Below are 25,023 nucleotides of genomic sequence, written 5' to 3' on the forward strand. Positions count from 1 at the left end.
GGGGCCCGGTTCATTCTCGCGACAGTATCGATGCTCTCCTGGTTATTCCAGATTGCGCAGCGGAGCCCGAAATCCAGTATCGCGGATGATACAGGACGAATCGGAAAGCGTTCTGCTTCGTTCCGCGCCGCCTGATCGTCTGGATTCCGGGCTCCGCTGCGCGACCCGGAATGGCGCGGTGGGTGAGGGATAGTCGGAGAAAATCCGGTATTCATTCCGTGTGACGGCGACAGCAGTCTGGCCACGACCCTGCCTGCGTGGCGATCGTCGAAACCGGTCTCGTCTCGCAAACAGGATCCCGGACCGGAGGGACGGTCCTGCCTCACCGAGGAAAGCGGCGGACCGCTCGCGGACGGGAGAGCGGTCGCAAGGTCCGGAGCGCTTCCCCCGTCACGGCGACGGCCGCTCCATCGCGGCACCGGCCCGGCGCAAAGTCTCGTCGAAGGGGTTGAGGCGGGCAGCGATGCCGGCCGCCTCGCGCCGGAGCATGCCCGCGATGGCGTCGCGGCGCTCGCCGGCGAGGCGGTCGACCGTGCTGCCGACGCTGAGCGCCGCCACCGCGCGGCCCTCGGCATCGAGGATCGGCACGCCCAGCCCGGCCATGCCGGGGATCAGGCCCGAGGCCGCGGCGCAGTAGCCGAGGGCGCGGGTGCGGGCGATCTCGGTGTGCAGGAAGGCTTCGTCCAGGCTCGTCACCTCGCGGATCCGCGGCAGGTTGTAGCGGATCACCGCCTCCTGCTCGTCCGCCGGCAGATGCGCCAGGATCGCCATCGCCCCCTGGCCGAGGCCGAGCATCACCCGGCCGCCGATATCGCCGGTGAAGGAGCGGATCGGCAGCGGGCCCGCCGTGCGGTCGATGCAGACCGCGTCGTAGCCGCTGCGCACCAGGAGGAAGACCGTCTCGCCGAGCGCACCCGTGAGGCGCAGCAAAGCCGGGCGGGCGAGGTCGCGCAGGCCCAGCGGGTTGCCGGCCTTGGCGGCGAGCCGAAACAGCCCGAGGCCGAGCCGGTAGGTCTTCGCCGCCGGATCGAGGTCGACCAGCTCCTCGGCGACGAGGGCGCGCAGCAGGCGCAGGGCCGTCGGCGCCGGCAGGCCGGCCGCCGCGGCGAGCGCGCTCAGGCGTGCGCCGCCGGGTCCCGCCTCGCCGAGATGGCGCAGCAGCCCGGCAATGCGCGCCGGCCCGGATCGCTCGGGCGATTTCGGTTCCGACGGTCCTTCCACGTCGCTTGCACTCATGATTTTCATCCAGCGAAATAATATCGGCAAAATCATCCGCCTGTCGAAATAGCTGTTGCCCAAGCCACGACAACGATCAATCCTCCCTGCGTGGGGATCGGGGAGATGTCTGCGATGCGGCGGTCACCGGGGGAGCGGGGCAGCGATGCTTGAGCCGGCGGGACGGGTCGCCATGGTCTCCGGCGCCTCGCGCGGCATCGGCCGGGCGGTGGCGGAGCGGCTGTGCCGGGCCGGCTACCGGATCAGCGCGGGCTTGCGCGATCCGCGCTCCGCCGACGCCCCCTGGCACCCCTGCCGCTACGACGCCGGGGAGCCCGGCGCCGCCGAGGCCTGGGCGGCCGCGACGCTCAAGGAGTTCGGCCAGATCGACGTGCTGGTCAACGCCGCCGGCATCAACCCGATGGCGCGTTTCCTCGATCCGGACGAGACCGCCTTCGACGCGCTGATCGCCGTCAACGTCAAGGCGCCGATGCGGGTGATCCGGGCGGCCTGGCCGCACCTCGTCGCCTCGGGGTCCGGGCGGATCGTCACCCTCGCCTCGCTCTCCGGCAAGCGGGTGCGCAACGACAATGCCGGCTACGCCATGGCGAAGGCGGCGCTGGTCAGCCTCACCCAGGCCGTGCGGCGCGAGGGCTGGGACCACGGCATCCGGGCGACCGCCTTCTGCCCAGGCTTCGTCGAGACCGACATGACGGCCCACGTCACCAAGCAGCCGCGGGAGCTGATGTCCCGGCCGGAGGACGTCGCGGCCGTGATCGAGACGCTGGTGCGGCTGCCGAACACCGCGAGCGTCGCCGAATTGCTGCTCAACTGCCGGCACGAGGACATGCTGTGACCGGGCTGTTTCGGCGCCTCGCGCAGCGGCCGGGCCCGGCCGTGCCCTTCACCATCGACGGCGTGCCGGTGCAGGCGCAGGCCGGCGACCTGCTCATCGGGGCGATCCTGCTGCATCGCCGCGCGTTGCGCCTTTTCGAGTTCGGGCCCGGCGAGCGGGCGGGCTACTGCCTGATGGGCGCTTGCCAGGATTGCTGGGTGACCCTGGCGGACGGCAGGCGGGTGCGCGCCTGCACCACCCTGGTCGAGCCCGGCATGGCGGTGGTCACGGGGGCGGTGGTCACGGGGGCGGTGGTCACGGGAGGCGTCGGTGACTGATCCGGTGGTCGCGATCGTCGGCGCGGGGCCGGCAGGCCTGCGCGCGGCACAGGTCCTCGCAGAGGCGGGATTGCGCCCGCTCCTCATCGACGAGGGCCACCGCGCCGGCGGCCAGATCTACCGCCGGCCGCCCCCCGGCGCCGAGCGGCCGGCGGCCGACCTCTACGGCTTCGAGGCCGGCCGGGCGCGGTCCCTGCACGCCCTCGCCGACGCGCTGGCGCCGCGGATCGCGTATCGCCCCGGCACGATGGTGTGGGGAATCGCGGCCCGGGACCCGGCCGGCTTCGACCTCGACTGCCTGGGCCCCGAGGGCCACGACCGGGCCGCGGCCGACCGGCTGATCCTCGCCACCGGCGCCATGGACCGCACCCTGCCCTTCCCGGGCTGGACCCTGCCCGGCGTGTTCACCCTCGGGGCGGCGCAGATCGCCCTCAAGGCCCAGGGCATGGCGATCGGCCGGCGCGTCGCGCTCGTCGGGGCCGGGCCGCTCCTGCCGCTCGTCGCCCATCAATACGCCAAGGCGGGGGCGGAGATCGCGGCTGTGCTCGACGTCACGCCGCTGAAGCCCAAGGTGATGGCGGCCCCTCGCCTCGCGGCGGTGCCGGCGACCCTGGCCAAGGGGGTCTGGTATACCTTCGCGTGCGCCTTGCGCGGCGTGCCGGTGCGCTCCGGCGTGCGGGCGGTCGCGGTCGAGGGCGCGGCCTGCGTCGAGGCTTTGGCCTGGGAGGATGCCCGCGGCCGCCGGCACCGGGTCGCCTGCGACGCGGTCGGGGCCTCGTTCGGGTTGCGCAGCGAGGCGCAAGCGGCCGACCTCGCCGGCTGCCGCTTCGTGTTCGAGCCGGTGACGCGGCAATGGCAGCCGGAGCGCTCTGCTCAAGGCCGCGCCTCGCACCCGCATGTGTACCTGGCCGGCGACGGCAGCGGCATCGGCGGCGCCGATGTGGCGGAATGGCAGGGCGAGCGAACGGCGCTGACCCTGCTCGCCGATCTCGGCCGGCCGCGCGACGCCGCCCGCGAGGCCCGGCTCGACCGGATTCTCGCCCGGCAGGCGGGTTTCCGCGCCGCGCTCGAGGCCGCCTACCCCTACCCGCACCACCTGGTCGAAAACATCGCCGACGACGAGATCGTCTGCCGCTGCGAGGGCATCACCGCGGGCGCCCTGCGGCGGGCCGCGACCGAGCGGGACGCCAGCGAGATGAACCGCCTCAAGGCGCTGACCCGGGCCGGGATGGGCCGCTGCCAGGGCCGGGTCTGCGGCCACGCCGCCGCCGAGATCCTGGCCCGCCACCTGCGGGTGCCGGTCGAGACGGTCGGCCGCCTGCGCGGGCAGGCGCCGATCAAGCCGATCCCGCTGCGGGAGCCGGCGTGATGGAGCATCTCACCGTCGACGTCGCGATCATCGGCGGCGGCACCGCGGCCTGCGCCGCCGCCGTGGCCCTGCGCGAGGCGGGCCTCACCGTGGCCCTCCTGGAAAAGCGCCTGTGCGGCGCCGGCGCCAGCGGAGTGAATTTCGGCGGCGTGCGCCAGCAGGGCCGGGATTTTTCGGAGCTGCCGCTGTCGCAGCGCGCGCGGGTGCTGTGGGACGGGCTGAACGCCAAGCTCGGCGAAGACGTCGGGTTCGAGGCGACCGGCCACATCAAGCTCGCGCGCTCCGAAGCCGACATGGCGGTGCTGGAAGCGTACGCCCGCGACGCGGCCGGGCACGGCCTCGACCTCCAGCTCCTCGGACCGAACGCGTTGCGCGCCGAGATGCCGTGGCTCGGCCCGGCGGTCGTCGGCGCCTCGCTCTCGCCCACCGACGGGCAGGCCAACCCGCGGGTGGTGGGGCCTGCCTTCGCCCGTCTCGCCCGCCGCCTCGGCGCCGAGGTGCGCGAGCACGCGCCCGTGCGCCACGCGGCCCATGACGGGGCCAGCTTCACGGTCGAGGCGGAGGGGGTGACGGTCAAGAGCCGCAGCCTCGTCAACGCCGCCGGCGCCTATGGGGGGGTGGTGGCGGGGTGGTTCGGCGAGACCGCCCCGGTGGCGCCGCTCAGCCCCAACATGGTGGTGACCGAGCCTTTGAGCCCGCTCGTCACCCGCTCCATCGGGGTCGTCGGCGGCGACGTCTACGTGCGCCAGACCCGGCGCGGCAACGTGGTCCTGGGCGGCGGGCGCGGCACGGCGGACGTCGCCGACGGCCTCGCCCGGCCGGTCTCGGCGACCTCGCTCGGCGCGATGGGGAAGACCCTGACGCTGATCCCGGACCTCGCCCATGCCCAGGTCATCCGTAGCTGGAGCGGCCTCGACGGCGAGATGCCGGACCATATCCCGGTCATCGGGCCCTCCAGCACCACGCCCGGCCTGGTTCATGCTTTCGGCTTCTCCGGCCACGGTTTCCAGCTTGGCCCGGCCGTCGGCGAGATCCTGGCGGAGCTCGTGACGCAAGGCCGCTCCGCCTCCCCCCTCCAGCCGTTCCGGATCGAGCGCTTCGCCGCGTGGCGCGGGCCGTACCGGTCGGAGGGCGAGATCGAACACTGAACAACGGACGAACCACAGGGGGATCACCACGATGAGACGCTTCCTCTTCGCCGCGGCCGCCCTGCTCGCCGCCGGGCCGGCCATGACGCAAGGGACTTTGGCGCAAGGCACCAAGACCCTGACGATCGGCATGGCGGCGGCGGATGTCAGCCAGCTCGATCCATTCCGGGCCACCAGCACCCAGGACAAGCCGGTCGTGTCCTGGATCTTCAACGGGCTGGTGCGGTTCAAGCCCGGCTCGACCAGCCTCGAGACCCTGGAGCCGGACCTCGCCGAATCCTGGACCCGCTCGGAGGACGGCCGCACCTGGACCTTCGCCCTGCGCAAGGGCGTCAAGTTCCACGGCGGCTACGGCGAGATGACCGCCGACGACGTGGTGTTCTCGTTGAAGCGCGCCGCCGATCCGAAAACCTCGTCCTTCTCGACCGACTACGCCGCCTTCGAGGCGATCGAGGCGGTGGACCCGTACACGGTGCGGATCACCCTCAAGCACCCGGTGCCGTCGCTGCTCGGGCTCGTGGCGAACTACCACGGCGGCAACGTGCTCAGCCGCAAGGCCGTCGAGGCGCTCGGCAACGACTTCCGCCTCAAGCCCATCGGCACCGGGCCCTTCGCCTTCGCCGAGTACAAGCCGAACGAGAGCGTGCGGCTCGCCGCCAACCCGGACTATTTCCGCGGCACGCCGAAGCTCGGCGGCATCCTCTACCGGCTGATCCCCGCCGATGCCGCCCGCGACCTCGCCTTCACCTCGGGCGAGCTCGATATCGTCTACGGCCGCCAGGACCAGCGCTGGGCCGAGCGGTTCGGCCGCGAGCCGGACGTCTCGGTCGACATCGTGCGGCCGGCCGAGCTCGCCCTCCTGCATCTCAACATCAGCCACAAGCCCCTCGACGACGTGCGGGTGCGCCGGGCCATCGCCCATGCGATCAGCCAGGCGCAGATCGTCCAGTTCAAGGGCGCCAGCGTCACCGAGCCGGCGGTGTCGATCATCCCGAAGGGCTATCTCGGGACCGACGACAAGGCGCCGCTGCCTGCTTACGACCTCGCCAAGGCCAAGGCGCTCCTGGCCGAGGCCGGGCACCCGAACGGCCTCACCATCACGGCGATCCAGACCAGCCTCCCGACCATGCTGACCGCGATGCAGATCGTGCAGGGCCAGCTCAAGAAGGCCGGGATCGAGCTGAAGCTCGACGTGGTCGACCACCAGACATTCCACGCCCAGATCCGCAAGGACCTGTCGGACGCGGTCTACTACGCGGCGGCGCGCTTCCCCGTCGCCGACACCTACCTGACCCAGTTCTTCGATTCGGCCTCGACGGTCGGCACGCCGAATGCGGTGACGAACTTCTCCCACTGCAATGCCGCCGATGCCGAGATCCGCAAGGCCCGCACCGAGCCAGACCCCGAGACGCAGAAGGCGTTGTGGAAGGCGGCGCAGGAGAAGATCATCGAGCAGGTCTGCGCCGTGCCGCTCTCGGAAGGGTTGCAGGTCTGGGCGCACAAGAAGACGGTCGATTACGGCTACGACTTCAAGGGCGCGATCCATCTGGGGCCGGTCATCACCGAGGCGACGGACAAGAAGTAAGCCTTTCTCGGCGCGCGACCGGCCCGCTCCTCACGGCGGGTCGTGCGCATCCTCTCTCGCTACGGGCGCAGAGCTGTCCGGGAAAAAATGGCGCGGGTTTCCCCCTCGCCCCTCTGCGGGGGAGGGTGGCGAGCAGAGCGAGCCGGGAGAGGGGACGCCGCTTCCGGATATGGCGGAGCCGTCGTGAAGGGCTCTACTGGAACAGCGTCGCGCTGCCCCTCTCCCGCCCGGCGCACGAGTGCTCCGCACTCCGCAGCCGGGCACCCTCCCCCGCAGAGGGGGAGGGTAAAACCCGCGCCAGTCCTTTCCCCAGACAGCCGTGTGCCCGCGGGGAAAGGAGAGACCCGCGCGTCATTCGGTGATGTCGCGATACCTCCCTCCAACCCCTGGTCCGCCCATGCTCCAGTTCATCCTCAAGCGCTTCCTCTTGGCGATCCCGACGCTGGTGGCGGTGCTGACCGTGGTGTTCGTGCTCGTGCGGGTGGTGCCGGGCGATCCGACCATCGTGATCCTGGGCGACCAGGCGAGCGCGTCCGCCCGGGCCGACCTGCGGGCGAAGCTCGGGTTGGACCAGCCGATCGTCGTCCAGTACCTCACCTTCATGGGGCAGATCGCCACCGGCGATATCGGCCGCTCGCTCACCACCAACCGGCCGGTGCTGGAGGACGTCGCCCACGTCCTGCCCTACACGATCGAGCTGACGCTGGCGGCCGTCGCCATCGGCGTCGGGGTGGGCGTGCCGCTCGGCGTCGTGGCGGCGCGGCGGCGCGACGGGCTCGCCGACTGGATCGCCCGCATCGTGTCGCTCGCCGGCGTCTCCTTCCCGGCCTTCGTCTCCGGCATCCTGCTGCTGATCGCGTTCGCCGTGCAATTGCGCTGGTTCCCGGTGATCTCGACCCCGCGCACCGGCGGGATCCTCGACCGGCTCGGCGCGCTGGTGCTGCCGGCGCTCAATCTCGGCCTCCTCATGGTCGCCTACGTCACCCGGGTCACCCGCTCCGGCATGCTGAAGGCGCTCGGCGAAGATTACGTCCGTACCGCGCGGGCCAAGGGGATGCCGGCCCGAATCGTGGTCTGGCGTCACGCCTTGCGCAACGTGCTGGTGCCGGTCGTCACCGTGGTGGGGCTCTATCTCGGGGTGCTGATCGGCAACGCGGTGCTGACCGAGATCGTGTTCAACCGCCCCGGCCTCGGCAAGCTGATCGTCACGGCGCTCACCCAGCGCGACTACAGCCTGCTCCAGGGGCTGATGGTCGTCTCCGCCTTCGCCATCGTGGTCGCCAACGTGCTCACCGACATCGCCTACGGCCTCGTCGATCCGCGGGTCTCGGCTCAATGAGCGCCGCTGCCGCCTCCGCCGCCCCGAGCGCCTGGCGCCGGGCCACCCGCTCGCCGGGCCTGATGATCGGCGCCGTCACGGTGCTCTCCGTCATCCTCCTGGCGATCCTGGCGCCGTGGATCGCCCCTTACGATCCCAACGAGCAGGACCCGGTCGCCGCCCTGGTGGGACCCAGCGCCGAGCACTGGTTCGGCACCGACTTCTTCGGCCGCGACGTGCTCTCGCGGGTGATCTGGGGTGCGCGGATCTCGCTCTCGGTCGGCTTCCTCGCCACCGCCATCGGCGTCGTCGTCGGCACGGTGATCGGGGTGGTGGCCGGCTATTTCGGCGGCTGGACCGACCGGCTGATCACCGCCGCCACCGACGTGCTCCTGAGCTTCCCGCAGCTCATCATGGGGCTGATGCTGGTGGCGGTGCTGGGGCCGAGCCTCGGCAACCTGATCCTCGCCATCGCGGTCACGGCGGTGCCGGCCTTCATCCGCATCGCCCGGGGCTCGACGCTCGCCATGCGCCAGCGCGACTTCGTCGATGCCTGCCGGGCGCTCGGCTATTCCGATCTCCGCATCATGTTCGGCCACATCCTGCCGAACATCCTCGACGAGGTGGTGGTGCTGGCCTCGCTCTGGCTCGCCACAGCGATCCGCACCGAATCGACCCTCGCCTTCATCGGCCTCGGCGTGCCGCCGCCGACCGCGACCTGGGGGAGCATCGTGCGCGAGGGCTTCGACAACCTGCTCGACGCGCCCTGGCTGTCGATCTTCCCGAGCCTGGCGATCCTGGCCGTGATGGTCGGCCTCAACCTGATCGGCGACGGCCTGCGCGACGCCACCGACCCGCGGGGGGCACCATGAACACCGCGACGAACGCCGCGACGCCGGACCTCCTGAAGGTCGAGGGGCTCACCACCCAGATCCGGGCCGGCGGCACCTGGTACGACGCGGTGCGGGAGGTCTCGTTCGCGGTGTCCGGCGGGGAGACCCTGGCCCTCGTCGGCGAATCGGGATGCGGCAAGAGCCTCACCGCCCTCTCGGTGATGGGGCTGCTGGCGCCGAAGGTCGGCCGCATCGCAGCCGGCTCCATCGTGGTCGACGGCACCGACATGCGGGCGGCCTCGGAGGCCGAGCGCGAGGCGATGCGCGGCGACCGCCTGGCGATGATCTTTCAGGAGCCGATGACCTCGCTCAACCCGGTCCTGACGATCGGCTTCCAGATCGCCGAGGCCCTGCGCCGCCATCGCGGCCTGTCGAAGGCGGCGGCGCGCGCGAAGGCGATCGCCCTCCTCGAGCGGGTGCGGGTTCCGTCCGCCGCCGAGCGGATCGACGCCTATCCGCACCAGTTCTCCGGCGGCATGCGCCAGCGGGTGATGATCGCGATGGCGCTCGCCTGCGGCCCCCGGGTGCTGATCGCCGACGAGCCGACCACGGCGCTCGACGTCACCATCCAGGCGCAGGTGCTGGCTTTGCTGGCCGACATCCAGCGCCGCGAGGGGCTGGCGGTGCTGCTCATCACCCATAATCTCGGCGTCGTCGCCTCGGTCGCCGACCGCGTGATGGTGATGTATGGCGGCGACGTGGTCGAGAGCGCGCCGGTGCGCGCCTTCTTCGCCCGGCCCACCCACCCCTACGCCGAGGGCCTGCTCCAGGCGATGCCGCGGGTCGACCGGGTGCAGGAGCTGGCGGCGATCCCCGGCACGGTGCCGACCCTGCCGGAGATGCCGGAGGGCTGCCGCTTCCAGGGCCGCTGCTCGCTGCGCGAGGAGCGCTGCCGCGAGCGGCCGCCGCTGGTGCCGCTCAAAGACGCGCCCGACCACGCGGTGCGCTGCTGGGTGAGGGCCGCATGAGCACGACATCGCCGCTCCTCGAGGTCCAGGATCTCTCGAAGACCTTCACGATCCGCCGCGGCTTCCCGGTCGCCAGGACCAGCCTGGTGCGCGCCCTCGACCGGGTCTCGTTCCAGGTCGCGCGCGGCGAAGCGCTCGGCATCGTCGGCGAATCCGGCTGCGGCAAGTCCACCACCGCCCGGGTGGCCCTTCGCCTCACCGAGGCCGACGGCGGCGCGGTGCGGTTCGACGGGCAGGACGTGCTCGCCGCCTCCGCCGGCGCGATGCGGCGGCTGCGGCGGCGGATGCAGATCGTGTTTCAGGACCCCGCCTCCTCCCTCGATCCGCGCCAGCGCGTCGGCGAGGCGCTCGCCGAGCCTCTGCGGGTCCACGGCCTCGCCCGCGGGGCGGAGCTGACGGAGCGGGTCGCCGGGCTGCTCGCCGAGGTCGGCCTGCCGGCGATTGCCGCCGCCCGCTTCCCGCACGAATTCTCCGGCGGCCAGCGCCAGCGCATCGGCATCGCCCGGGCGCTCGCGCTCGGGCCCGACCTGATCTTCGCCGACGAGCCGGTCTCGGCCCTCGACGTCTCGGTCCAGGCGCAGATCCTGCGGCTGCTCGACTCGCTGCGGCAGGCCCGCAACCTCGCCTTCGTGTTCATCTCGCACGATCTCGGCGTGGTCCGGCATTTCTGCCAGCGGGTGACCGTGATGTATCTCGGCCGGGTGGTGGAGAGCGGCCCCGTCGGCCCGCTCTTCGGCGAGCCGCTGCATCCCTACACCCAGCTCCTCAAGGCCTCCTCCCCGGTGCCGGACCCGGAGCGGCCGGTGGCGATGAGCTTCCAGGAGGGCGAGCCGCCCTCGCCGCTCAAGCCTCCGTCGGGCTGCCACTTCCATCCCCGCTGCCCGCACGCCTTCGAGCGCTGCCGCGCCGAGGCGCCGGTCTTGCGCGAGGCGGCGCCGGGCCGCAGCGTCGCCTGCCACCTCTACGGCGAGGCATGACGGGGCCGCCTATCCCCTTCCGCCCCTGCATGCACTAGCTTCCGCAGCGGCGACGACACGCCCGGACAAGGGGGAACACGCGAGATGAAGACATTCGGAGTCATGGCCGTCATCGGGTTGGGCCTGATCGGCGCGGTGGGCACCGCCTCGGCCCAGTCCTGGGGCGGGCCCGATTACGGCTATCGCGACCGCGACTCCCGCGATCGCGAGTACCGCAGCCGCGACAGCGACTATCGCGATCGCGACTATCGGGACCGCCGCGACGATTACGGCCGGCGGGACGACTACCGTGGCCGCGACCGCGACTACGGGTCTCGTGACCGCGACCGGGATTACGGCGAGCGCAACCGTGGTGGCGCCGCCTTCAACGAGCGCGAATACCTGCGCTGCAACCCGGACGTGGCCCGCGCCGTGCTCGCCGGCAAGATGGAGTCGGGCTACAAGCACTTCCAGGTCCACGGCTTCCGCGAGGGCCGCAAGCTGTCCTGCTGAGAACGATCGGACCACGAACGCCGCCGGGGACGATCGCCCCGGCGGCGCGACGCCTCCCTCCGCCGCCGGCGCCGCAGGGCATCCCCCACCCGTGACCGCAGAATTGACTTTTCCACGAATCTCCCTGGACCTCCGACAGAGTCCGCGCGTTCTTCCTGCAATCACGGTTCGATGAACCGTTGACCCGGTCAGTTGACCTTAAGTCAATGCAGGTACGCGTATGGTAGCGAAACAGAAGACATTGCGCGACGCGTTCTACGAGACGCTCAAGGACGTGTACTATGCCGAGCGGCAATCGGTCCGTGCGCTGAAGAAGGCGGCCAAGTCGGCGCAACACGAGGAATTGCGGCAGGCCTTCGAGACCCATGCCGAGGAGAGCGCGACCCAGGTCGAGCGGATCCAGCAAGTCTTCGACATCATCGGCAAGCCGGCCCGCGGCAAGACCTGCGAGGCGATGCAGGGCCTGACGAGCGAGATGGAGGAGGACCTGGAGGATTTCGGCGACGGTCCGGCCGCGGATGCGGTGCTGGCCGCCTCGGCCCAGGCCCTCGAACACTACGAGATCGCGCGCTACGGCACGCTGAAGACCTGGGCGCTCCAGCTCGGTCACGAGGACGCCGCCCGGCTGCTCGACGAGACGCTGCAGGAAGAGAAGAAGGCCGACCAGCTGCTGACCGGCCTCGCCGAGCGCCTCAACGCCGAGGGCGTGGAGGACGGCGAATCCGCCTCCGGCACGTCCAGGTCCCAACCGTCAAAGTCCGGTTCGCCCAAATCCGGCAAGGCGGCCTGATCCGGCATGGCCATGACGGCGGCGCATATGTCTGCGCCGCTCCGATTCACATGTCTTCAGTCTGTAAGGTGCCCGTCCTGCGCTTGCTATTTTTGAATCTGGCAAATTCTACGAGGATTGACCTGACCTGATCGGCTGGCGCGGGGGGCGCAACCCCAACGCTTATTTCGACACCAAAGGCGATCTGGCGGCCAATCCCGACCTGGCGGCGGCCGGCATCGACCCGCTGGAGCATGTCCCGCAATGCGGCGCCGGCGAGGGCTGCGCGGTGCGGACGGCCGACGGCGCCTTCGCGACCGCCGCGGCGCCGGGCGTCCATCCGTGAGCGGCGCCTTTCACCGAACACGGAAACGGCGCCCGGCCGGAAGGCCGGGCGCCGCATCATACCCTCGCACCTTGGCATCGACACGTCGATGCCAAGGCGTCCGGCGCATCAGCGCCGACGCCCGTTCGGGCTTAGCCAGCGCCTTCGAACGGGTCCGTTCGAAGGCGCGGCGGTATCAGAGGGTTCGCGCCGTCGCCGTCAGGCGGCGGCCGCCTTGCGCAGCGGCTCCAGAGCCGCAAACATCCGGGCCGGGGTCGCCGGCATGTCCATGTCGCGCAGGCCCACGCTGCGGTCGAGGGCGTCGACGACCGCGTTCATGACCGCCGGGCAGGAGCCGATGCTGCCCGCCTCGCCCGCGCCCTTGATGCCCATCGGGTTGGTGGTCGAGGGCACGTTCTTCGTCTCGAAGTGGAAGAACGGCACGTCGCCGGCCCGCGGCATGGCGTAGTCCATGAAGCTCGCGGTCAGGAGCTGGCCGTCGTCGTCGTAGACCGTGCGCTCGTGCAACGCCTGGCCGATGCCCTGCGCCACCCCGCCATGGACCTGGCCCGCGAGCAGCAGCGGGTTCACCACGATGCCGAAATCGTCGCAGACGGTGTAGCGCACGATCGTGGTGATGCCGGTCTCGGGATCGATCTCGACCTCGGCCACGTGGGTGCCGTTGGGGTAGGTGGCGCTCGGCGGCACGAAGTCGCCCTGGCCCGTCAGCATCGCCTCGGTGGCCTTCGGCAGGCTGGCGAGCGCCGCGAAGTCGATCGACCGGTCGGTGCCGGCAACCCTCACCGCGCCCTCGGCGATCTCCAGGTCCTGGACGCCGGCCTCCAGCTCCTCGGAAGCGAGCTCCTTGAGCTTGCCGGCGAGGTTTTTCGAAGCCGCGCCGACCGAGATGCCGCCGACGGGAATCGAGCGCGAGCCGCCGGTGCCGGCTCCCGTGGCGACACGGTCGGTGTCGCCCTGCACCACCCGGATCCGCTCGAGCGGCAGGTCGAGATGCTCGGCCGCGAACTGCGCGTAGGCCGTGGCGTGGCCCTGGCCGTTCGACTGGGTGCCGACATAGACGGTCGCGCCGCCATCCGTGTCGAGGGTGATCTTGACGTCCTCACCATCGCCCCAGGCGGTGCACTCGATGTAGGTGGCGAGCCCGATGCCGCGGACAAGGCCGTTGCGGCGGGACTCCTCGGCGCGGGCCTCGAAGCCGTTCCAGTCGGCCGCCTCGATGGCGCGGCCCATATGGGCGGCGAAGTCGCCGGTGTCGTAGGTGCGGTCGCCGATGGGCGTGGTGTAGGGCATCGCGCTCGGCGGGATGAAGTTGCGCCGGCGGATCTCGGCCGGCGACAGCCCGGTCTCCCGCGCCGCCCGGTCGACCAGGCGCTCGATCAGGTAGGCCGCCTCCGGCCGCCCGGCGCCCCGATAGGCGTCGACCGGCACGGTGTTGGTGTAGACCCCGCGCACCCGCACGTGCACCGCCGGAGTCTTGTACACGCCGGTCAGCATCGTGGCGCCGAGATACGGGATGTAGGGCCCGTATTGCGACAGGTAGGCGCCGAGATCGCCGATCACGTCGAAGCGCATGGCGAGGAAGGTGCCGTCGGCGTCGAGCGCCACCTCGCCGACCGAGAGGTTGTCGCGCCCTTGCGTGCAGGCGACGAAGTGCTCGCCGCGCTCCGAGACCCACTTCACCGGCTTATTCAGCCGGCGCGCGGCCTCGGCCGCCAGCGGGTACTCGCGGTAGGTGAAGGTCTTGGTGCCGAAGCCGCCGCCGACATCGCCGGTGACGACCCGCAACTTGTCCTTCTCGACTCCGAGCACGCCCGCGAGGGTCTTGCGCAGGCCATGCACGCCCTGGCTCGGGATGGTGAGGGTGAAGCGCTCCGTGCCGGCATCGTACTCGGCGACGACGCTGCGGGTCTCCATGTAGTTGGTGACGAGGCGCTGGTTCTCGACCTCGACCTTCACCACCTTGGCAGCCTTGGCGAAGGCGGCGTCGACCGGCGCCTTGTCACCCATGGTCGCGTCGAACGAGACGTTGTCGGGCTGCTCGTCCCACACGGCGGTGCCGCCGCCCGCGATGGCGCCGCGGATGCCGACCACGGCCGGCCGCACCTCGTACTCGATGCCGATCGCCTCGACGGCGTCGCGGGCCTGGGACGCCGTATCGGCGACCACGAAGGCGACGGCGTCGCCGATATGCTTGACGACGCCCTTCGCCAGCAGCGGGATGTTGGCGACGTGGTTCTGGCTGCCGTCGCTGTTCGGCAGCGGGGCCTGGCATTTGATGTCGGTGAGGCCGGCCACGTCCTCGGCGGTGAGCACGAGGTGCACGCCGGGCATCGCCCGGGCGGCGTCGAGGTCGGTGATGGTGAACGTCGCATGGGCGTGCGGGCTGCGCAGCAGGGCCGCGTGCAGGCAGCCCTCGGGGGCGTGGTCGTCGCCGTAATGGCCCTCGCCGGTGATCAGCCGACGATCCTCGACCCGGCGCAGCGGCTGGCCGAGACCGAACTTGGTCACTGTCATGGAAACCTCGCGATGCGATGCGGAGCGGGGTGCGCGGCGCGGAAGGCGGGCCTGGCCCGGGGCGCGCGGTGTCGCGTGAACGAGGAGATGCGATGGCGGATGGGGGCCGGTCCCGCCTGCGCGGGTTTGCGGCGAGATGGACCGATCTGGAGCGGTCGCGCTCCGGCCATGGGTGTCACCATGGATCCTGCCATGCAGCGTTCATCCTCCGATGGACCGGCCGAACGTGCGACTCAGGTCCTTATCGGCGAGAACCGTAGCACGTCGGATCGTAGGCGTCTGCGGCGCTTCTGACGCGGCTTGCCGTTGGCCGAGAGCCGTTCGGCAAAAAGAAGTGGCGCAGATTCTCTCCTCTCCCCGCAGGCGGGGAGAGGAGAGAATCTGCGCCACTCTTTCTCGAAGGCGCGTCGGACCGCCCTGGCGCTCACCCCCGGCCCGTGCCGGCGGCTCGCGCGGGCGCCTCAGCCCCGCCGCTCACCAGGGTCAGCCGCGGGCGCGGCTCCAGGATCGACGCGACCTTGCGCTCCAGGTCCTCGCCGCGGAACGGCTTCTGCACCACCCGGTCCTCGCCGCCTCCCTCGATCCGCGACAGGGCGGTGTGGTCGGCATAGCCCGTGACGAACAGGATCTGGATCTGCGGCCAGCGGCTCCGGATCACGGTCGCGACCTCGACGCCGTTCATGCCCGGCATCGCGAAGTCGAGCACCGCGAGGTCGACGCAAGCGTCGCTCTCCAGCGCCTGGATCGCCGCGAGGCCCGAGCCCGCCTCGCGGATCGCGTAGCCCGCCTCGCCGAGGCGCGTCGTGGTGATGTCGCGCACGGCGCTGTCGTCGTCCACGACCAGCACCACCCGCTTGTCGCCCGGATCGCGCGACTCGGCGCAGTCGATCTCGGCCGGGCGCACCTCGTGCGCGGCCGCCTCCGCCGCCACCCGCGGCAGGTAGACCCGTACCGAGGTCCCCTCGCCGGGCGTGGTGTCGATGCGCACGCCGCCGCCCGATTGCTTGGCGAAGCCGTAGACCTGGGCGAGGCCGAGGCCGGAGCCCTTGCCGACCTCCTTGGTGGTGAAGAACGGCTCGAACACCCGGGCGAGCACCTCGGGCGGGATGCCGGTGCCGGTGTCGCTCACCGCCACCATGGCGTAGTCGCCTGGGCTCGGCTCCTCGGGCCGGCTCGGCTCGGCATCGAGCTGAACGTTGGCGGTCTCGATGGTCAGGCAGCCGCCGACCGCCATCGCGTCGCGGGCGTTGATCGCGAGGTTGAGGATGATGAGCTCGATCTGGGTCGCGTCGACGAGGGCCGGCCAGAGATCGGGCTGCAGCGTCATCTCGATGCGGATCGAGCCGCCCATCGAGCTCTGCAGCAGGTCGCGCATCGACGCGACGGTCTCGTTGAGCCGCACCGGCACCGGCGCGAGCTTCTGCCGGCGCGAGAAGGCGAGGAGCTGCGCCGTCAGCCGGGCGCCGCGCTCGGCCGCCCCGCGCATCATGTCGAGCCGGCGCTTCGAGCGCTCGTCCGAGACCGCGCGCTCCAGGAACTCGATGTTGCCGGCGATCACCGTCAGGAGGTTGTTGAAGTCGTGGGCGACGCCGCTGGTGAGCTGGCCCACCGCCTCGAGCCGCTGGGCCTGGCGCAGGGCGTCCTCGATCCGCTCGCGCTCGGCGATCTGGTGCTGCAACGCCGCATTGGCTTGCGCCAGCTCCCGCGTCCGCTCCGCGACGCGCTGCTCGAGGGATTCGTTGAGGTCGCGCAGGGCCTGCTCGGCGGCGCGGCGGCGCAGATGGGCGCGGGCCTCCGAGAGGGCGCGCAGGATGACCCGCGGCAGCCGGTCGAGGCGCTGCTTGGTCACGTAGTCGGTGGCGCCGTGCTTCAGGGCCTCCACGGCCACGTCCTCGCCGAGGGTGCCGGAGACGAAGACGAACGGGATCTCGGGGCAGTTCTGGCGGGCGGTGGCGAGCGCGCTCATCCCGTCGAAGGCGGGCAGCACGTAATCGGCCAGGATGATGTCGTGGCGGCCTTGCGCCGTCGCGGTCGTGAAGGCGTCGCGGGTGATCACCCGGTCGATGGCGATCGAGAGCTGCGCGTCTTCCAGGATGGCGCAGAGCAGCTCGGTGTCGAGGTCGCTGTCCTCGAGGAGCAGGATGCGCAAGGGGGCTCCGCCGTCCTCCGGCGCCGTGGCGTCAGTCACCGGAGGCCCAATCCGCCCGGTGCGGGGGCGGCTCGTTGAGCACGGCCCAGAACACGCCGAGATCCTGGATCGCCTCGAAGAACTCCTTGAACCCGACCGGCTTGACCACGAAGGCGTTCACGCCGAGCTGGTAGGAGCGCACGAGGTCGCTCTCCTCCCGCGACGAGGTCAGCATCACGATCGGGATCGCCCGCATCTTCGGGTCGCCCTTCACCGCCGCCAGCACCTCGAGCCCGTCGACCTTCGGCAGCTTGAGGTCGAGCAGCACGACGGCGGGGTCCTGCACCGGCCGCTCGGCGTGCGGGCCCTGGCGGCGCAGGAATTCCAGCGCCTCCGCGCCGTCGCGGCAGATGACGATCTTGTTCGCCAGCTGGCTCTTCTCGAGCGCCGCGAGGGTGAGCTCGATGTCGTTGGGGTTGTCCTCGACGAGGAGGATCGGCTTCAGGTCGGCCATGGCGCGTCTCTAGCGGATGGGGAGCGTGAAGTGGAAGGTCGCACCTTGGCCCAGGACGCCCTCGGCCCAGACCTGCCCACCGTGACGCTCGACGATTCGGCGGACATTCGCCAGCCCGATGCCGGTTCCCTCGAATTCCTCGACGCGGTGCAGGCGCTGGAACACGCCGAACAGCTTGTTGACGTAGGCCATGTCGAAGCCGACGCCGTTGTCGCGCACGCAGAACACCGCCTCGCCGTCGCGGTCGGCCTCGCGCGCGACCTCGATCACCGCCTCGGGCCGGCCGCGCGTGTACTTGACCGCGTTGGAGAGCAGGTTCTCGATCACGAGCCGCATCATCACCGGGTCGGCCTCGGCCCGGCCGAGGGGGCCGACCTTCCAGCGGATCGCCCGTTCCAGGGGAATGTCGCGGATCATCGTCCGGCGCACGTCCTCGACGAGCTGGTTCATGTCGCAGGGAATGCGGTTGAGGGCGTTGCGGCCCATCTGCGAGAAGGTCAGGAGGTTGTCGACGAGGGTGCCGGCGGAGAACGCCGCCTCGATGATGGTGTCGACGTAGCGCCGCCCGCGCTCCGAGAACTTCTCGCCCTCGCGCGAGCGCAGGAGCTCGGCATAGCCGACGATGTGGCGGAACGGCGCCCGCAGGTCGTGGCTGACCGAGTACGAGAACGCCTCGAGCTCCTTGTTCGAGCGCTGCAATTCCTCGGTCAGCGCCGCCAGCTCCTCGGCCCGGCGCAGCACGATGCCGAGCACCGCGGCGCGCAGGTCCTTGGCGGTGTCGACCTCCGGCACCGACCAGGGCAGGGAGCGGCCCTGCACGGTCTCCTTCCAGGTCTCGAAGGACTTGCGCGGATGCAGCCGGGCGGGCCCCCCGGCCGGGTCCTGGGTGGCGGCCTTGGTCGGGTCGCCGCCCCAGCGCACGGTCTGGACCACCTCGGGCCGGAACCACAGCACGTAGCTGGCGTATTTCTCCGAGATCGAGATCGCGAGGAGCCCGCTCGCGGTGTCGGCGATGGTGCGCGCCGGCGGATAGTCCTCGCCCAGGGACTCGGTCACGTGGACCGCCTCGCCGCCATGCTCGGACGAGAGCCACTCGTAGACGCCCCTGACCTGCCGCTCGGTCGGCGTCCGGCCCATCAGGTGGCAGCGCTGGCCGGTGACGATCGCGGCCCCGCCGGCATTTGTCAGCGCCAGCACGTCCTCCGGATGGTTGAGGAAGCCTTCGACGAAGGTCTCCTCCTCGGCCATGAAGCCGAGCAGACGGGCCTGGATCGCCCCGAGGGCGAGGCGCTGCTCGGCCAGTGCCCCGCGCTCCTTGGCGGCGAGCTGGAGGGCGAAGGTCTGGGTGAGGATGTCGCAGGCGTTGCGGGTTTGCAGCGGCACTCGCCGCGCCGTCTTGTTGTGGCAGGAGATCAGGCCCCACAGCACGCCCTCGACCAGGATCGAGATCGACATCGACGCCATGGTGCCCATGTTGCGCATGTACTCGACATGGACCGGCGAGACGCTGCGCAGGACGGACTGGCTGAGATCGAGGGGAGCCCCGGTCGAGGGGGTCCGGGCCGGCACGATCGGCACCGGCGCGTAGGCGGCGTCCGGAATGATGCGCAGGCGGTTGCGGCGATAGAGCTCCCGCGCCTGGGCCGGGATGTCGGTGGCGGGAAAGCGCAGGTCGAGATAGGACGGCAGCACGCCGTTGCCGTCCTCGGCCACGACGGTGCCGTTCCAGTCGCGGTCGAAGCGGTAGACCAGGGCGCGGTCGAACCCGGTGAGCTGGCGGATGTCGGCGGCCAGCAGCCCGCACAGGTCCTCCACCGTGCCGGCCCCGTGCAGCGCCTCGATGAAGGCGCGCAGCCGCGGATAGAGCATGTCGAGGCTGCCCGCCGAGGCCTCGCCGGCGCTCTCCTCGAATTCGAGCACCGTGAGCGGGCCGGAACGGTGCGCCGCGAGGTCGTAGGCGCGCGGACCCGCCCCGGTCTCGAGGCTGAGCGTGCCCAGATAGGCCGCGCCGTCGCGGCCGAGATGCGTCGTCAGGGCCTCGACGACCGGCGCTCCGACCTCCGGCAAGGCCTCGCGCAAGGCGCAGCCATGGGCCCGCGCGGCGGGGCGCCCCGGCAGGTCGGGCAGGTTCGCGCTGGCCTGGACGATGCGCAGCTCCGGCCCGTCGAGCGCCAGCAGGAAGCCGTGCGGCTGCAACGTGCCGAGGATGTGGATCGGCTCCCTGTCGCAGGCCGTGAGTTCCGCCGGTTGCACAGACCGCATGGCCGCACTTACCCCTCGCGCCGTTCGCATCCGAACCGGTTTCTACCCAGGCACCTTAAGGGAAGGCGACGGATCCCACCAGTGCGCGAAACCGGCGCGGTCTCGTGAATCCGCCCATCTCCCAGGTTGTCATGCGGCATCCTGCACGGCCCCCCCTTTCCGACAGTCGGCGGCTGATCATAGGGATCGGGGTCAAGATCGATCGATGTATCGGTGCCGACGAGCGGTCATCTTTTCCTCTTCCTCAGTGAAGTGCCGGACAATCGTCGATGATCGGCACGCTCGTGGGTGAAGACGCGTGAGCCCTCGCAGGGGAGCAGGGCTCACATCCGTTCGTCGAAGCGCGACGCCGCGAGCAATCGTGCAGGAGCCAATCAACCGAGAGCCAATCAACCAGGAGCCAATCGACGACGTGTTGGCGCACCGGCCCAAATCCGCTTACGATCCAGGCCCGCCACGGCGGGAATTCCAAGGCAAGTCCGCCACGGCCATACCCTGAGACGAGAGGCGGCCATTTCCGACGAGCTGTCCGCTTCAGGCCTCCTGAACCGCCTCGACCTCAAGACGCTGCGGCTGTTCGCGGCGATCTGCGAGGAAGGCACGCTCAACGGCGCGGCCCGGGCCGCTGCGATCGCGCCGTCTGCCGTGAGCAAACGCCTGGCCGAGATGGAGCAGGCCTTGGGCTGCCTGCTGCTGACCCGCGAGCCGCGGGGCATGCGCCCGACCCCGGCGGGGGAGACGCTGCTCCACCACACCCGCCGCATGCTGGCGAGCGCCGAGCAGATCGCGCTCGAACTCGCCGAGCACGCCAAGGGGGTGCGCGGCATCGTCCGGATGCTCGCCAACCTCTCGGCCATCGTGCAGTTCCTGCCCGAGGACCTGCGGGCCTTCCAGGCCCGGCACGGCGCGATCAAGATCGACCTGGAAGAGCGGCCGAGCGGCGGCGTGATCCGGGGCGTCGCCGAGGGCGCGGCCGAGATCGGCATCTGCTCCGGGTCCGTCGCGGCGCTCGACCTGCGCGCCACGCCCTACCGGCGCGACCGGCTCGTCCTGGTGATGCGGCGGGAGCACCCGCTCGCCGGGTGTGCGACCATCGCCTTCGCGGACGCGCTCGGCTACGACTTCATCGGCCTGCACGCCCAGAGCTCGATCTACGACAGCGTCCGCGCCGAGGCGCAGCGGATCGGCCGCCCGTTGCGCCTGCGGGTGCACGTGCCGGGTTTCGATGCCGTCTGCCGCATGGTCCAGGCCGATATGGGCCTCGGCGTGGTGCCGGAGCAGGTCTTCGGCCTGATCGGCGGGGCGATGCAGCTCGCGGCGGTGCCGCTCACCGACCCCTGGGCCGCCCGCGCGCTGATCATCGTGACGCGGCCCGGGACGCTCTCGCCCGCCGCCGGCCTCCTCGTCGCGCATCTGTCGCCGCACGCCGCGTCCTGAAGCCTGCATTCTCGGTTCGCGAACGGTCGCTCGCGAGATACGGTTGGATCGGTCCTGCGTTCGTCACCTATAGGAGGCGCAAACACACGGAATGGGAGGACATGCCATGAGCGGACCGCTCGCGGGCATTCGCGTTCTGGAGCTCGGCCAGCTGATCGCCGCGCCCTTCGCCACCCGCCTGATGGCGGAGTTCGGCGCCGAGGTGATCAAGGTCGAGCCCCCCGGCGAGGGCGATCCCCTGCGCAAGTGGCGCAAGATGCACGACGGCACCTCGCTCTGGTGGTACCTGCAGTCGCGCAACAAGAAGTCGATCGCCGTCAACCTCAAGGCGCCGGACGGCCTCGCGATCGTCAAGCAGCTCGCTCAGAGCGCCGACGTGCTGGTGGAGAATTTCCGCCCCGGCGGGCTGGAGAAGCTGGGGCTCGGATGGGACGTGCTCTCAGGCCTGAACCCGAACCTCGTGATGGTCCGCATCTCCGGCTACGGCCAGACCGGCCCGTACCGCGACCGGCCGGGCTTCGGCGCGATCGGCGAGTCGATGGGCGGCATCCGCTTCACCACCGGCGATCCGAGCACCCCGCCGGCCCGCGTCGGCGTCAGCATCGGCGATACCCTCGCCTCGCTCCACGGCGTCATCGGCGCCCTGATGGCGCTTCTGCGGGTCAAGACCGGCCAGGGCGGCGGCCAGGTGATCGACGTCTCGCTCGTCGAGAGCGTGTTCAACGTCATGGAGAGCCTCGTGCCGGAATACGACCTCCTCGGCGAGGTCCGCACCCGCACCGGCGGGGCTTTGCCCGGCATCACGCCGTCGAACACCTATCCGAGCAAGGATGGCGGCTTCGTCGTCATCGCCGGCAACAGCGACCCGATCTTCCGCCGCTTCATGACGGCGATCGGCCGGCCCGACCTCGCCGAGGACCCGGCGTTGCGCAACAACGAGGGCCGCTCACGCCAGGCCGCGATGCTCGACGCCGTCATCACCGACTGGACGAAGAGCCTGACCGTCACGGAGGCGCTCGAGGTGCTCGACCGTGCCGAGGTGCCGGCCGGCCGGATCTATTCGGTGGCCGACATCGTGACCGATCCGCACTACCTCGCCCGCGACATGATCCTGCAGGCGGCGCTTCCGGACGACACCCATGTGAAGATGCCCGGCATCGTGCCGAAGCTCTCCGAGACTCCCGGCGCCGTGCGCTGGCAGGGCCCGGCGCTCGGCGCCCATACCGACTCGGTGCTGTCCGAGCTCGGTTTCGACGAGGCTGCCATCTCGTCGCTGCGTCAGAAGGGAGCCGTCGCGTGAGCCGGATCGTCATTCAGGAGGTCGCGACCCGCGACGGCTTCCAGATCGAGCCGGCCTTCGTGCCGACGGCGGAGAAGGTCCGGCTGATCGATGCGCTCTCGGCCGCCGGCTTCGCCCGCATCGAGGTCTCGTCCTTCGTCTCGCCGAAGGCGGTGCCGGCGCTCGCCGACGCGGCCGAGGTGTTTTCGGGGATCGCACGCCGGCCGGGCACCACCTACGTCGCCCTCGTTCCGAACCCGAAAGGCGCCGAGCGGGCGCTCGCGGCCGGCGCCGACGAGATCAACCTCGTCGCCTCGGTGAGCGAGACCCACAACCGTGCCAATATGGGCATGACGCCGGAGGCCTCGATCCGGGGATTCGCCGCCATCATGGAGACGGTGCGGGGCAAGGTCAGCGTCAACGCCACCGTGGCGACCGCCTTCGGCTGCCCGTTCGAGGGCGTCGAGCCCGAGGACAAGGTGGTGGCCCAGGTCGAGCGCTACCTGGCCTTGGGCGTCGACGGTGTCACGCTCGCCGACACGACCGGCATGGCCAATCCGCGCCAGGTCGCCCGCCTCGTCGCCCGGGTGCTGCCGCTGGTCGGGCCTGAGCGCCTGACGCTGCACGTCCACAACACCCGCGGCTGCGGCCTCGCCAACGTGCTCGCCGCCTATGATGCCGGTACGCGCCGGTTCGACGCCGCGCTCGGGGGTCTCGGCGGCTGCCCCTTCGCGCCGGGGGCCACCGGCAACATCTGCACCGAGGACCTGGTCAGCATGGCCGAGGAGATGGGGCTGACGACCGGCCTCGACCTCGACGCGCTCATCGCCCTGTCCCGCGACCTGCCCCGCCTCGTCGGCCACGACGTGCCGGGCCAGGTCGCCAAGGCCGGACGACCGCTCGACCTGCGCCCGGCCCCGCCGCTCAAGGCGGCCTGACACCGGCGGGACGCCGCCCGCCAGGAAGGCGGCCCCGCCCTCGCCTCACCGCAACGAACCCTGCCACGCCCGGCATCCCGGGCGAAGGCGTCCCCATGCCCGGAGGAAACCCCATGGCCATCGCCACCGCCGGCCCGCTCGCCGGCACCGACGCCCTCACCGAGGCGGGCGTCGTCCGCAAGGTCGCGTGGCGGCTGATGCCGCTGATCATGATCTGCTACCTGTTCGCGTTTTTCGACCGCATCAACATCAGCTTCGCCAAGTTCCAGCTCCAGAGCGACCTCGGCTTCAGCAACGTCGCCTACGGCCTCGGGGCGAGCATGTTCGTGGTCGGCTACGTGATCTTCGAGGTGCCGTCGAACCTCGCCCTCTACCGGGTCGGCGCGCGGCGCTGGATCGCCCGCATCATGATCTCGTGGGGCATCGCTACCGCACTGATGATCTTCATCCGCACCGAGTGGCACTTCTACGTCCTGCGCTTCCTGATCGGCGCGATGGAGGCCGGCTTCGCCCCGGGCATCCTGTACTATCTCACCCTGTGGTTCCCGGCCTCGTTCCGCGGCCGCATCACCTCGTTCATGTTCGTCGCCTCGGCCTTCGCCGGCATCGTCGGCGCCCCGGTGGCCGGGCTGATCCTCGGCGGGCTCAACGGCGTCGGGGGGCTGGCCGGCTGGCAGTGGCTCTTCCTCGCCGGCGGCCTGCCCTGCCTGATCCTCGGCGCCCTGGTGCTCACCCGACTCGACGACCGCATCGCGGACGCGCGCTGGCTCTCGCCCGGGGAGAAGGATCTCCTGTCCTCGCGCATCGCCCACCACAACCGCGACATCGGCGACCACTCGCTCTGGGGCGCGATCAAGCAGCCGGGCTTCCTGCTCATCGCCCTCGTCTACTTCCTGCTGCAGATCGGCTCCTACGGCCTGAACTTCTGGGGCCCGGACCTGATCAAGACCGCGACCGGCGGGAGTGCGGCCTCGGTCGGCTTCCTCACCGCGATCCCCTACATCTGCGGCGCCATCAGCATGATCGTCATCGGGCGGCTGTCGGATGCCTCGGGCGAGCGGCCGAAATTCGTCGCCGGCCTCGCGGTCGCGGCCGCCATCGGCTTCTTCCTCGCCGGCCTGTTCGACAGGCAGATCGTTCCCTTGATGATCGCCCTGGCGCTGCTCGGCTCCGGCATCGTCGCGTCGATCCCGACCTTCTGGACCCTGCCGGCGAAGCTCGTCACCGGCGTCGGCGCGGCGGGCGGCATCGCGCTGATCAACACGCTCGGCCAGTTCGGCGGCATCGTCAGCCCGGTCCTGGTCGGCTGGGTCAAGGACCTCACCGGCTCGACCACCCCGGCGCTCTACGGCATCGGCGTCCTCTGCCTCGTCGCGGCAGGGCTCCTGCTCTTCGCGATGCCCGAGAGCCTGCGCCGCAACGACCGCAGCGCCTGACGACAAGAGGGCGGCGCCTCAGATCCGCCGCCCACCCGACTGGGTCAGCCGCCAGGGGATGGGATCCGGGAGCCACGGCGGCATCGCCCTGCGGGGTGAAGGCCCCTCCCCCATCCGATTGTCCCCCGGCGCGACCGTGACGGGGTCACAGCCTGAACGACTCCGCCTTGCTGAAGGGCAGGCCTCTCTTCCACCGGCCTGAACGCGAACGAGCCCGCTAGCTTTCGCTGGCGGGCTCGTTCGTTGTCTTGGTTGCGGGGAC

The 25,023-nt window shown here is 71.0% G+C and carries 20 protein-coding genes and 1 tRNA gene (1 of these 21 only partly in view); 15 read left to right on the forward strand and 6 right to left on the reverse strand.

Annotated elements, in window-relative coordinates:
- Positions 1-390 precede the first annotated feature (390 nt).
- Positions 391-1,236 (reverse strand): IclR family transcriptional regulator, encoded by an 846-nt coding sequence (locus DA075_RS08085; RefSeq protein ID WP_099952765.1) that lies wholly within the window; start codon positions 1,234-1,236, stop codon positions 391-393.
- A gap of 145 nt (positions 1,237-1,381) precedes the next feature.
- On the opposite strand from DA075_RS08085, the gene DA075_RS08090 reads away from it, so the two are divergent.
- The 11 genes from DA075_RS08090 (at position 1,382) to DA075_RS08140 (ending at position 11,928) form a co-directional block, all read left to right on the forward strand.
- Complete coding sequence (locus DA075_RS08090) at positions 1,382-2,071, forward strand: SDR family NAD(P)-dependent oxidoreductase (RefSeq protein ID WP_099952766.1); 690 nt, start codon at positions 1,382-1,384, stop codon at positions 2,069-2,071.
- A complete protein-coding gene (locus DA075_RS08095; RefSeq protein WP_099952767.1) occupies positions 2,068-2,388 on the forward strand; it encodes a (2Fe-2S)-binding protein in 321 nt (106 codons plus the stop codon). Before DA075_RS08090 ends, DA075_RS08095 begins: the two co-directional genes overlap by 4 nt.
- Positions 2,381-3,757: an FAD/NAD(P)-dependent oxidoreductase gene (locus DA075_RS08100; protein WP_099952768.1), complete on the forward strand. Its 1,377-nt coding sequence runs from the start codon at positions 2,381-2,383 to the stop codon at positions 3,755-3,757. The genes DA075_RS08095 and DA075_RS08100 overlap by 8 nt, the downstream gene beginning before the upstream one ends.
- The gene (locus DA075_RS08105; protein ID WP_099952769.1) at positions 3,757-4,905 is read left to right on the forward strand and encodes an NAD(P)/FAD-dependent oxidoreductase; all 1,149 of its coding nucleotides are present in this window, start codon (positions 3,757-3,759) and stop codon (positions 4,903-4,905) included. Before DA075_RS08100 ends, DA075_RS08105 begins: the two co-directional genes overlap by 1 nt.
- A gap of 31 nt (positions 4,906-4,936) precedes the next feature.
- Complete coding sequence (locus DA075_RS08110) at positions 4,937-6,490, forward strand: ABC transporter substrate-binding protein (RefSeq protein ID WP_099952770.1); 1,554 nt, start codon at positions 4,937-4,939, stop codon at positions 6,488-6,490.
- 397 nt (positions 6,491-6,887) lie between these two features.
- Positions 6,888-7,829, forward strand: coding sequence for an ABC transporter permease (locus DA075_RS08115; protein WP_099952771.1), 942 nt, complete (start codon positions 6,888-6,890; stop codon positions 7,827-7,829).
- Positions 7,826-8,680 carry an ABC transporter permease gene (locus DA075_RS08120; RefSeq protein WP_099952772.1) on the forward strand — a complete coding sequence of 285 codons (855 nt, stop codon included), beginning with the start codon at positions 7,826-7,828 and terminating at the stop codon, positions 8,678-8,680. Before DA075_RS08115 ends, DA075_RS08120 begins: the two co-directional genes overlap by 4 nt.
- A complete protein-coding gene (locus DA075_RS08125; RefSeq protein WP_099952773.1) occupies positions 8,677-9,669 on the forward strand; it encodes an ABC transporter ATP-binding protein in 993 nt (330 codons plus the stop codon). The genes DA075_RS08120 and DA075_RS08125 overlap by 4 nt, the downstream gene beginning before the upstream one ends.
- Positions 9,666-10,646, forward strand: a complete 981-nt coding sequence (locus DA075_RS08130) for an ABC transporter ATP-binding protein (protein ID WP_099952774.1) — start codon at positions 9,666-9,668, stop codon at positions 10,644-10,646. The genes DA075_RS08125 and DA075_RS08130 overlap by 4 nt, the downstream gene beginning before the upstream one ends.
- Positions 10,647-10,730: 84 nt before the next feature.
- On the forward strand, positions 10,731-11,138 hold the full coding sequence (locus DA075_RS08135; protein ID WP_099952775.1) for a hypothetical protein: 408 nt from the start codon (positions 10,731-10,733) through the stop codon (positions 11,136-11,138).
- Between the two features lie 220 nt (positions 11,139-11,358).
- A complete protein-coding gene (locus tag DA075_RS08140; protein WP_099952776.1) occupies positions 11,359-11,928 on the forward strand; it encodes a YciE/YciF ferroxidase family protein in 570 nt (189 codons plus the stop codon).
- 523 nt (positions 11,929-12,451) lie between these two features.
- Here the strand turns inward: DA075_RS08140 and DA075_RS08145 are convergent.
- From DA075_RS08145 to DA075_RS08160, 4 genes are all read right to left on the reverse strand, one after another.
- Positions 12,452-14,767: a xanthine dehydrogenase family protein molybdopterin-binding subunit gene (locus DA075_RS08145; protein WP_099952777.1), complete on the reverse strand. Its 2,316-nt coding sequence runs from the start codon at positions 14,765-14,767 to the stop codon at positions 12,452-12,454.
- Positions 14,768-15,191: 424 nt separating this feature from the next.
- Positions 15,192-16,955, reverse strand: coding sequence for a response regulator (locus DA075_RS08150; RefSeq protein ID WP_099952778.1), 1,764 nt, complete (start codon positions 16,953-16,955; stop codon positions 15,192-15,194).
- The gene (locus DA075_RS08155; protein ID WP_099952779.1) at positions 16,948-17,409 is read right to left on the reverse strand and encodes a response regulator; all 462 of its coding nucleotides are present in this window, start codon (positions 17,407-17,409) and stop codon (positions 16,948-16,950) included. The genes DA075_RS08150 and DA075_RS08155 overlap by 8 nt, the downstream gene beginning before the upstream one ends.
- 9 nt (positions 17,410-17,418) lie before the next feature.
- Positions 17,419-19,671, reverse strand: coding sequence for an ATP-binding protein (locus tag DA075_RS08160; protein WP_099952780.1), 2,253 nt, complete (start codon positions 19,669-19,671; stop codon positions 17,419-17,421).
- A 513-nt stretch (positions 19,672-20,184) separates the two neighbouring features.
- Between DA075_RS08160 and DA075_RS08165 the strand changes: the two genes are divergently transcribed.
- From DA075_RS08165 to DA075_RS08180, 4 genes are all read left to right on the forward strand, one after another.
- Positions 20,185-21,108 (forward strand): LysR family transcriptional regulator, encoded by a 924-nt coding sequence (locus DA075_RS08165; RefSeq protein ID WP_099956486.1) that lies wholly within the window; start codon positions 20,185-20,187, stop codon positions 21,106-21,108.
- Between the two features lie 106 nt (positions 21,109-21,214).
- Positions 21,215-22,408 (forward strand): CaiB/BaiF CoA transferase family protein, encoded by a 1,194-nt coding sequence (locus DA075_RS08170; RefSeq protein ID WP_099952781.1) that lies wholly within the window; start codon positions 21,215-21,217, stop codon positions 22,406-22,408.
- Positions 22,405-23,325 carry a hydroxymethylglutaryl-CoA lyase gene (locus tag DA075_RS08175; RefSeq protein WP_099952782.1) on the forward strand — a complete coding sequence of 307 codons (921 nt, stop codon included), beginning with the start codon at positions 22,405-22,407 and terminating at the stop codon, positions 23,323-23,325. Before DA075_RS08170 ends, DA075_RS08175 begins: the two co-directional genes overlap by 4 nt.
- A 113-nt stretch (positions 23,326-23,438) precedes the next feature.
- A complete protein-coding gene (locus tag DA075_RS08180; RefSeq protein WP_099952783.1) occupies positions 23,439-24,761 on the forward strand; it encodes an MFS transporter in 1,323 nt (440 codons plus the stop codon).
- Between the two features lie 249 nt (positions 24,762-25,010).
- On the opposite strand, the gene DA075_RS08185 is transcribed toward DA075_RS08180, so the two are convergent.
- Positions 25,011-25,023 (reverse strand) — tRNA-Met (locus DA075_RS08185) (it continues 64 nt past the right edge of the window).

Source organism: Methylobacterium currus, from assembly GCF_003058325.1.
Taxonomy (GTDB): domain Bacteria; phylum Pseudomonadota; class Alphaproteobacteria; order Rhizobiales; family Beijerinckiaceae; genus Methylobacterium; species Methylobacterium currus.

Bases quoted from the DNA above. Each gene is read 5' to 3' on its own strand.
- DA075_RS08140 (WP_099952776.1), top strand. From the start codon at position 11,359: ATGGTAGCGAAACAGAAGACATTGCGCGACGCGTTCTACGAGACGCTC.
- DA075_RS08125 (WP_099952773.1), top strand. From the start codon at position 8,677: ATGAACACCGCGACGAACGCCGCGACGCCGGACCTCCTGAAGGTCGAG.
- DA075_RS08090 (WP_099952766.1), top strand. From the start codon at position 1,382: ATGCTTGAGCCGGCGGGACGGGTCGCCATGGTCTCCGGCGCCTCGCGC.
- DA075_RS08130 (WP_099952774.1), top strand. From the start codon at position 9,666: ATGAGCACGACATCGCCGCTCCTCGAGGTCCAGGATCTCTCGAAGACC.
- DA075_RS08135 (WP_099952775.1), top strand. From the start codon at position 10,731: ATGAAGACATTCGGAGTCATGGCCGTCATCGGGTTGGGCCTGATCGGC.
- DA075_RS08180 (WP_099952783.1), top strand. From the start codon at position 23,439: ATGGCCATCGCCACCGCCGGCCCGCTCGCCGGCACCGACGCCCTCACC.
- DA075_RS08120 (WP_099952772.1), top strand. From the start codon at position 7,826: ATGAGCGCCGCTGCCGCCTCCGCCGCCCCGAGCGCCTGGCGCCGGGCC.
- DA075_RS08085 (WP_099952765.1), bottom strand. From the start codon at position 1,236: ATGAGTGCAAGCGACGTGGAAGGACCGTCGGAACCGAAATCGCCCGAG.
- DA075_RS08160 (WP_099952780.1), bottom strand. From the start codon at position 19,671: ATGCGGTCTGTGCAACCGGCGGAACTCACGGCCTGCGACAGGGAGCCG.
- DA075_RS08105 (WP_099952769.1), top strand. From the start codon at position 3,757: ATGGAGCATCTCACCGTCGACGTCGCGATCATCGGCGGCGGCACCGCG.
- DA075_RS08110 (WP_099952770.1), top strand. From the start codon at position 4,937: ATGAGACGCTTCCTCTTCGCCGCGGCCGCCCTGCTCGCCGCCGGGCCG.
- DA075_RS08170 (WP_099952781.1), top strand. From the start codon at position 21,215: ATGAGCGGACCGCTCGCGGGCATTCGCGTTCTGGAGCTCGGCCAGCTG.
- DA075_RS08145 (WP_099952777.1), bottom strand. From the start codon at position 14,767: ATGACAGTGACCAAGTTCGGTCTCGGCCAGCCGCTGCGCCGGGTCGAG.
- DA075_RS08115 (WP_099952771.1), top strand. From the start codon at position 6,888: ATGCTCCAGTTCATCCTCAAGCGCTTCCTCTTGGCGATCCCGACGCTG.
- DA075_RS08155 (WP_099952779.1), bottom strand. From the start codon at position 17,409: ATGGCCGACCTGAAGCCGATCCTCCTCGTCGAGGACAACCCCAACGAC.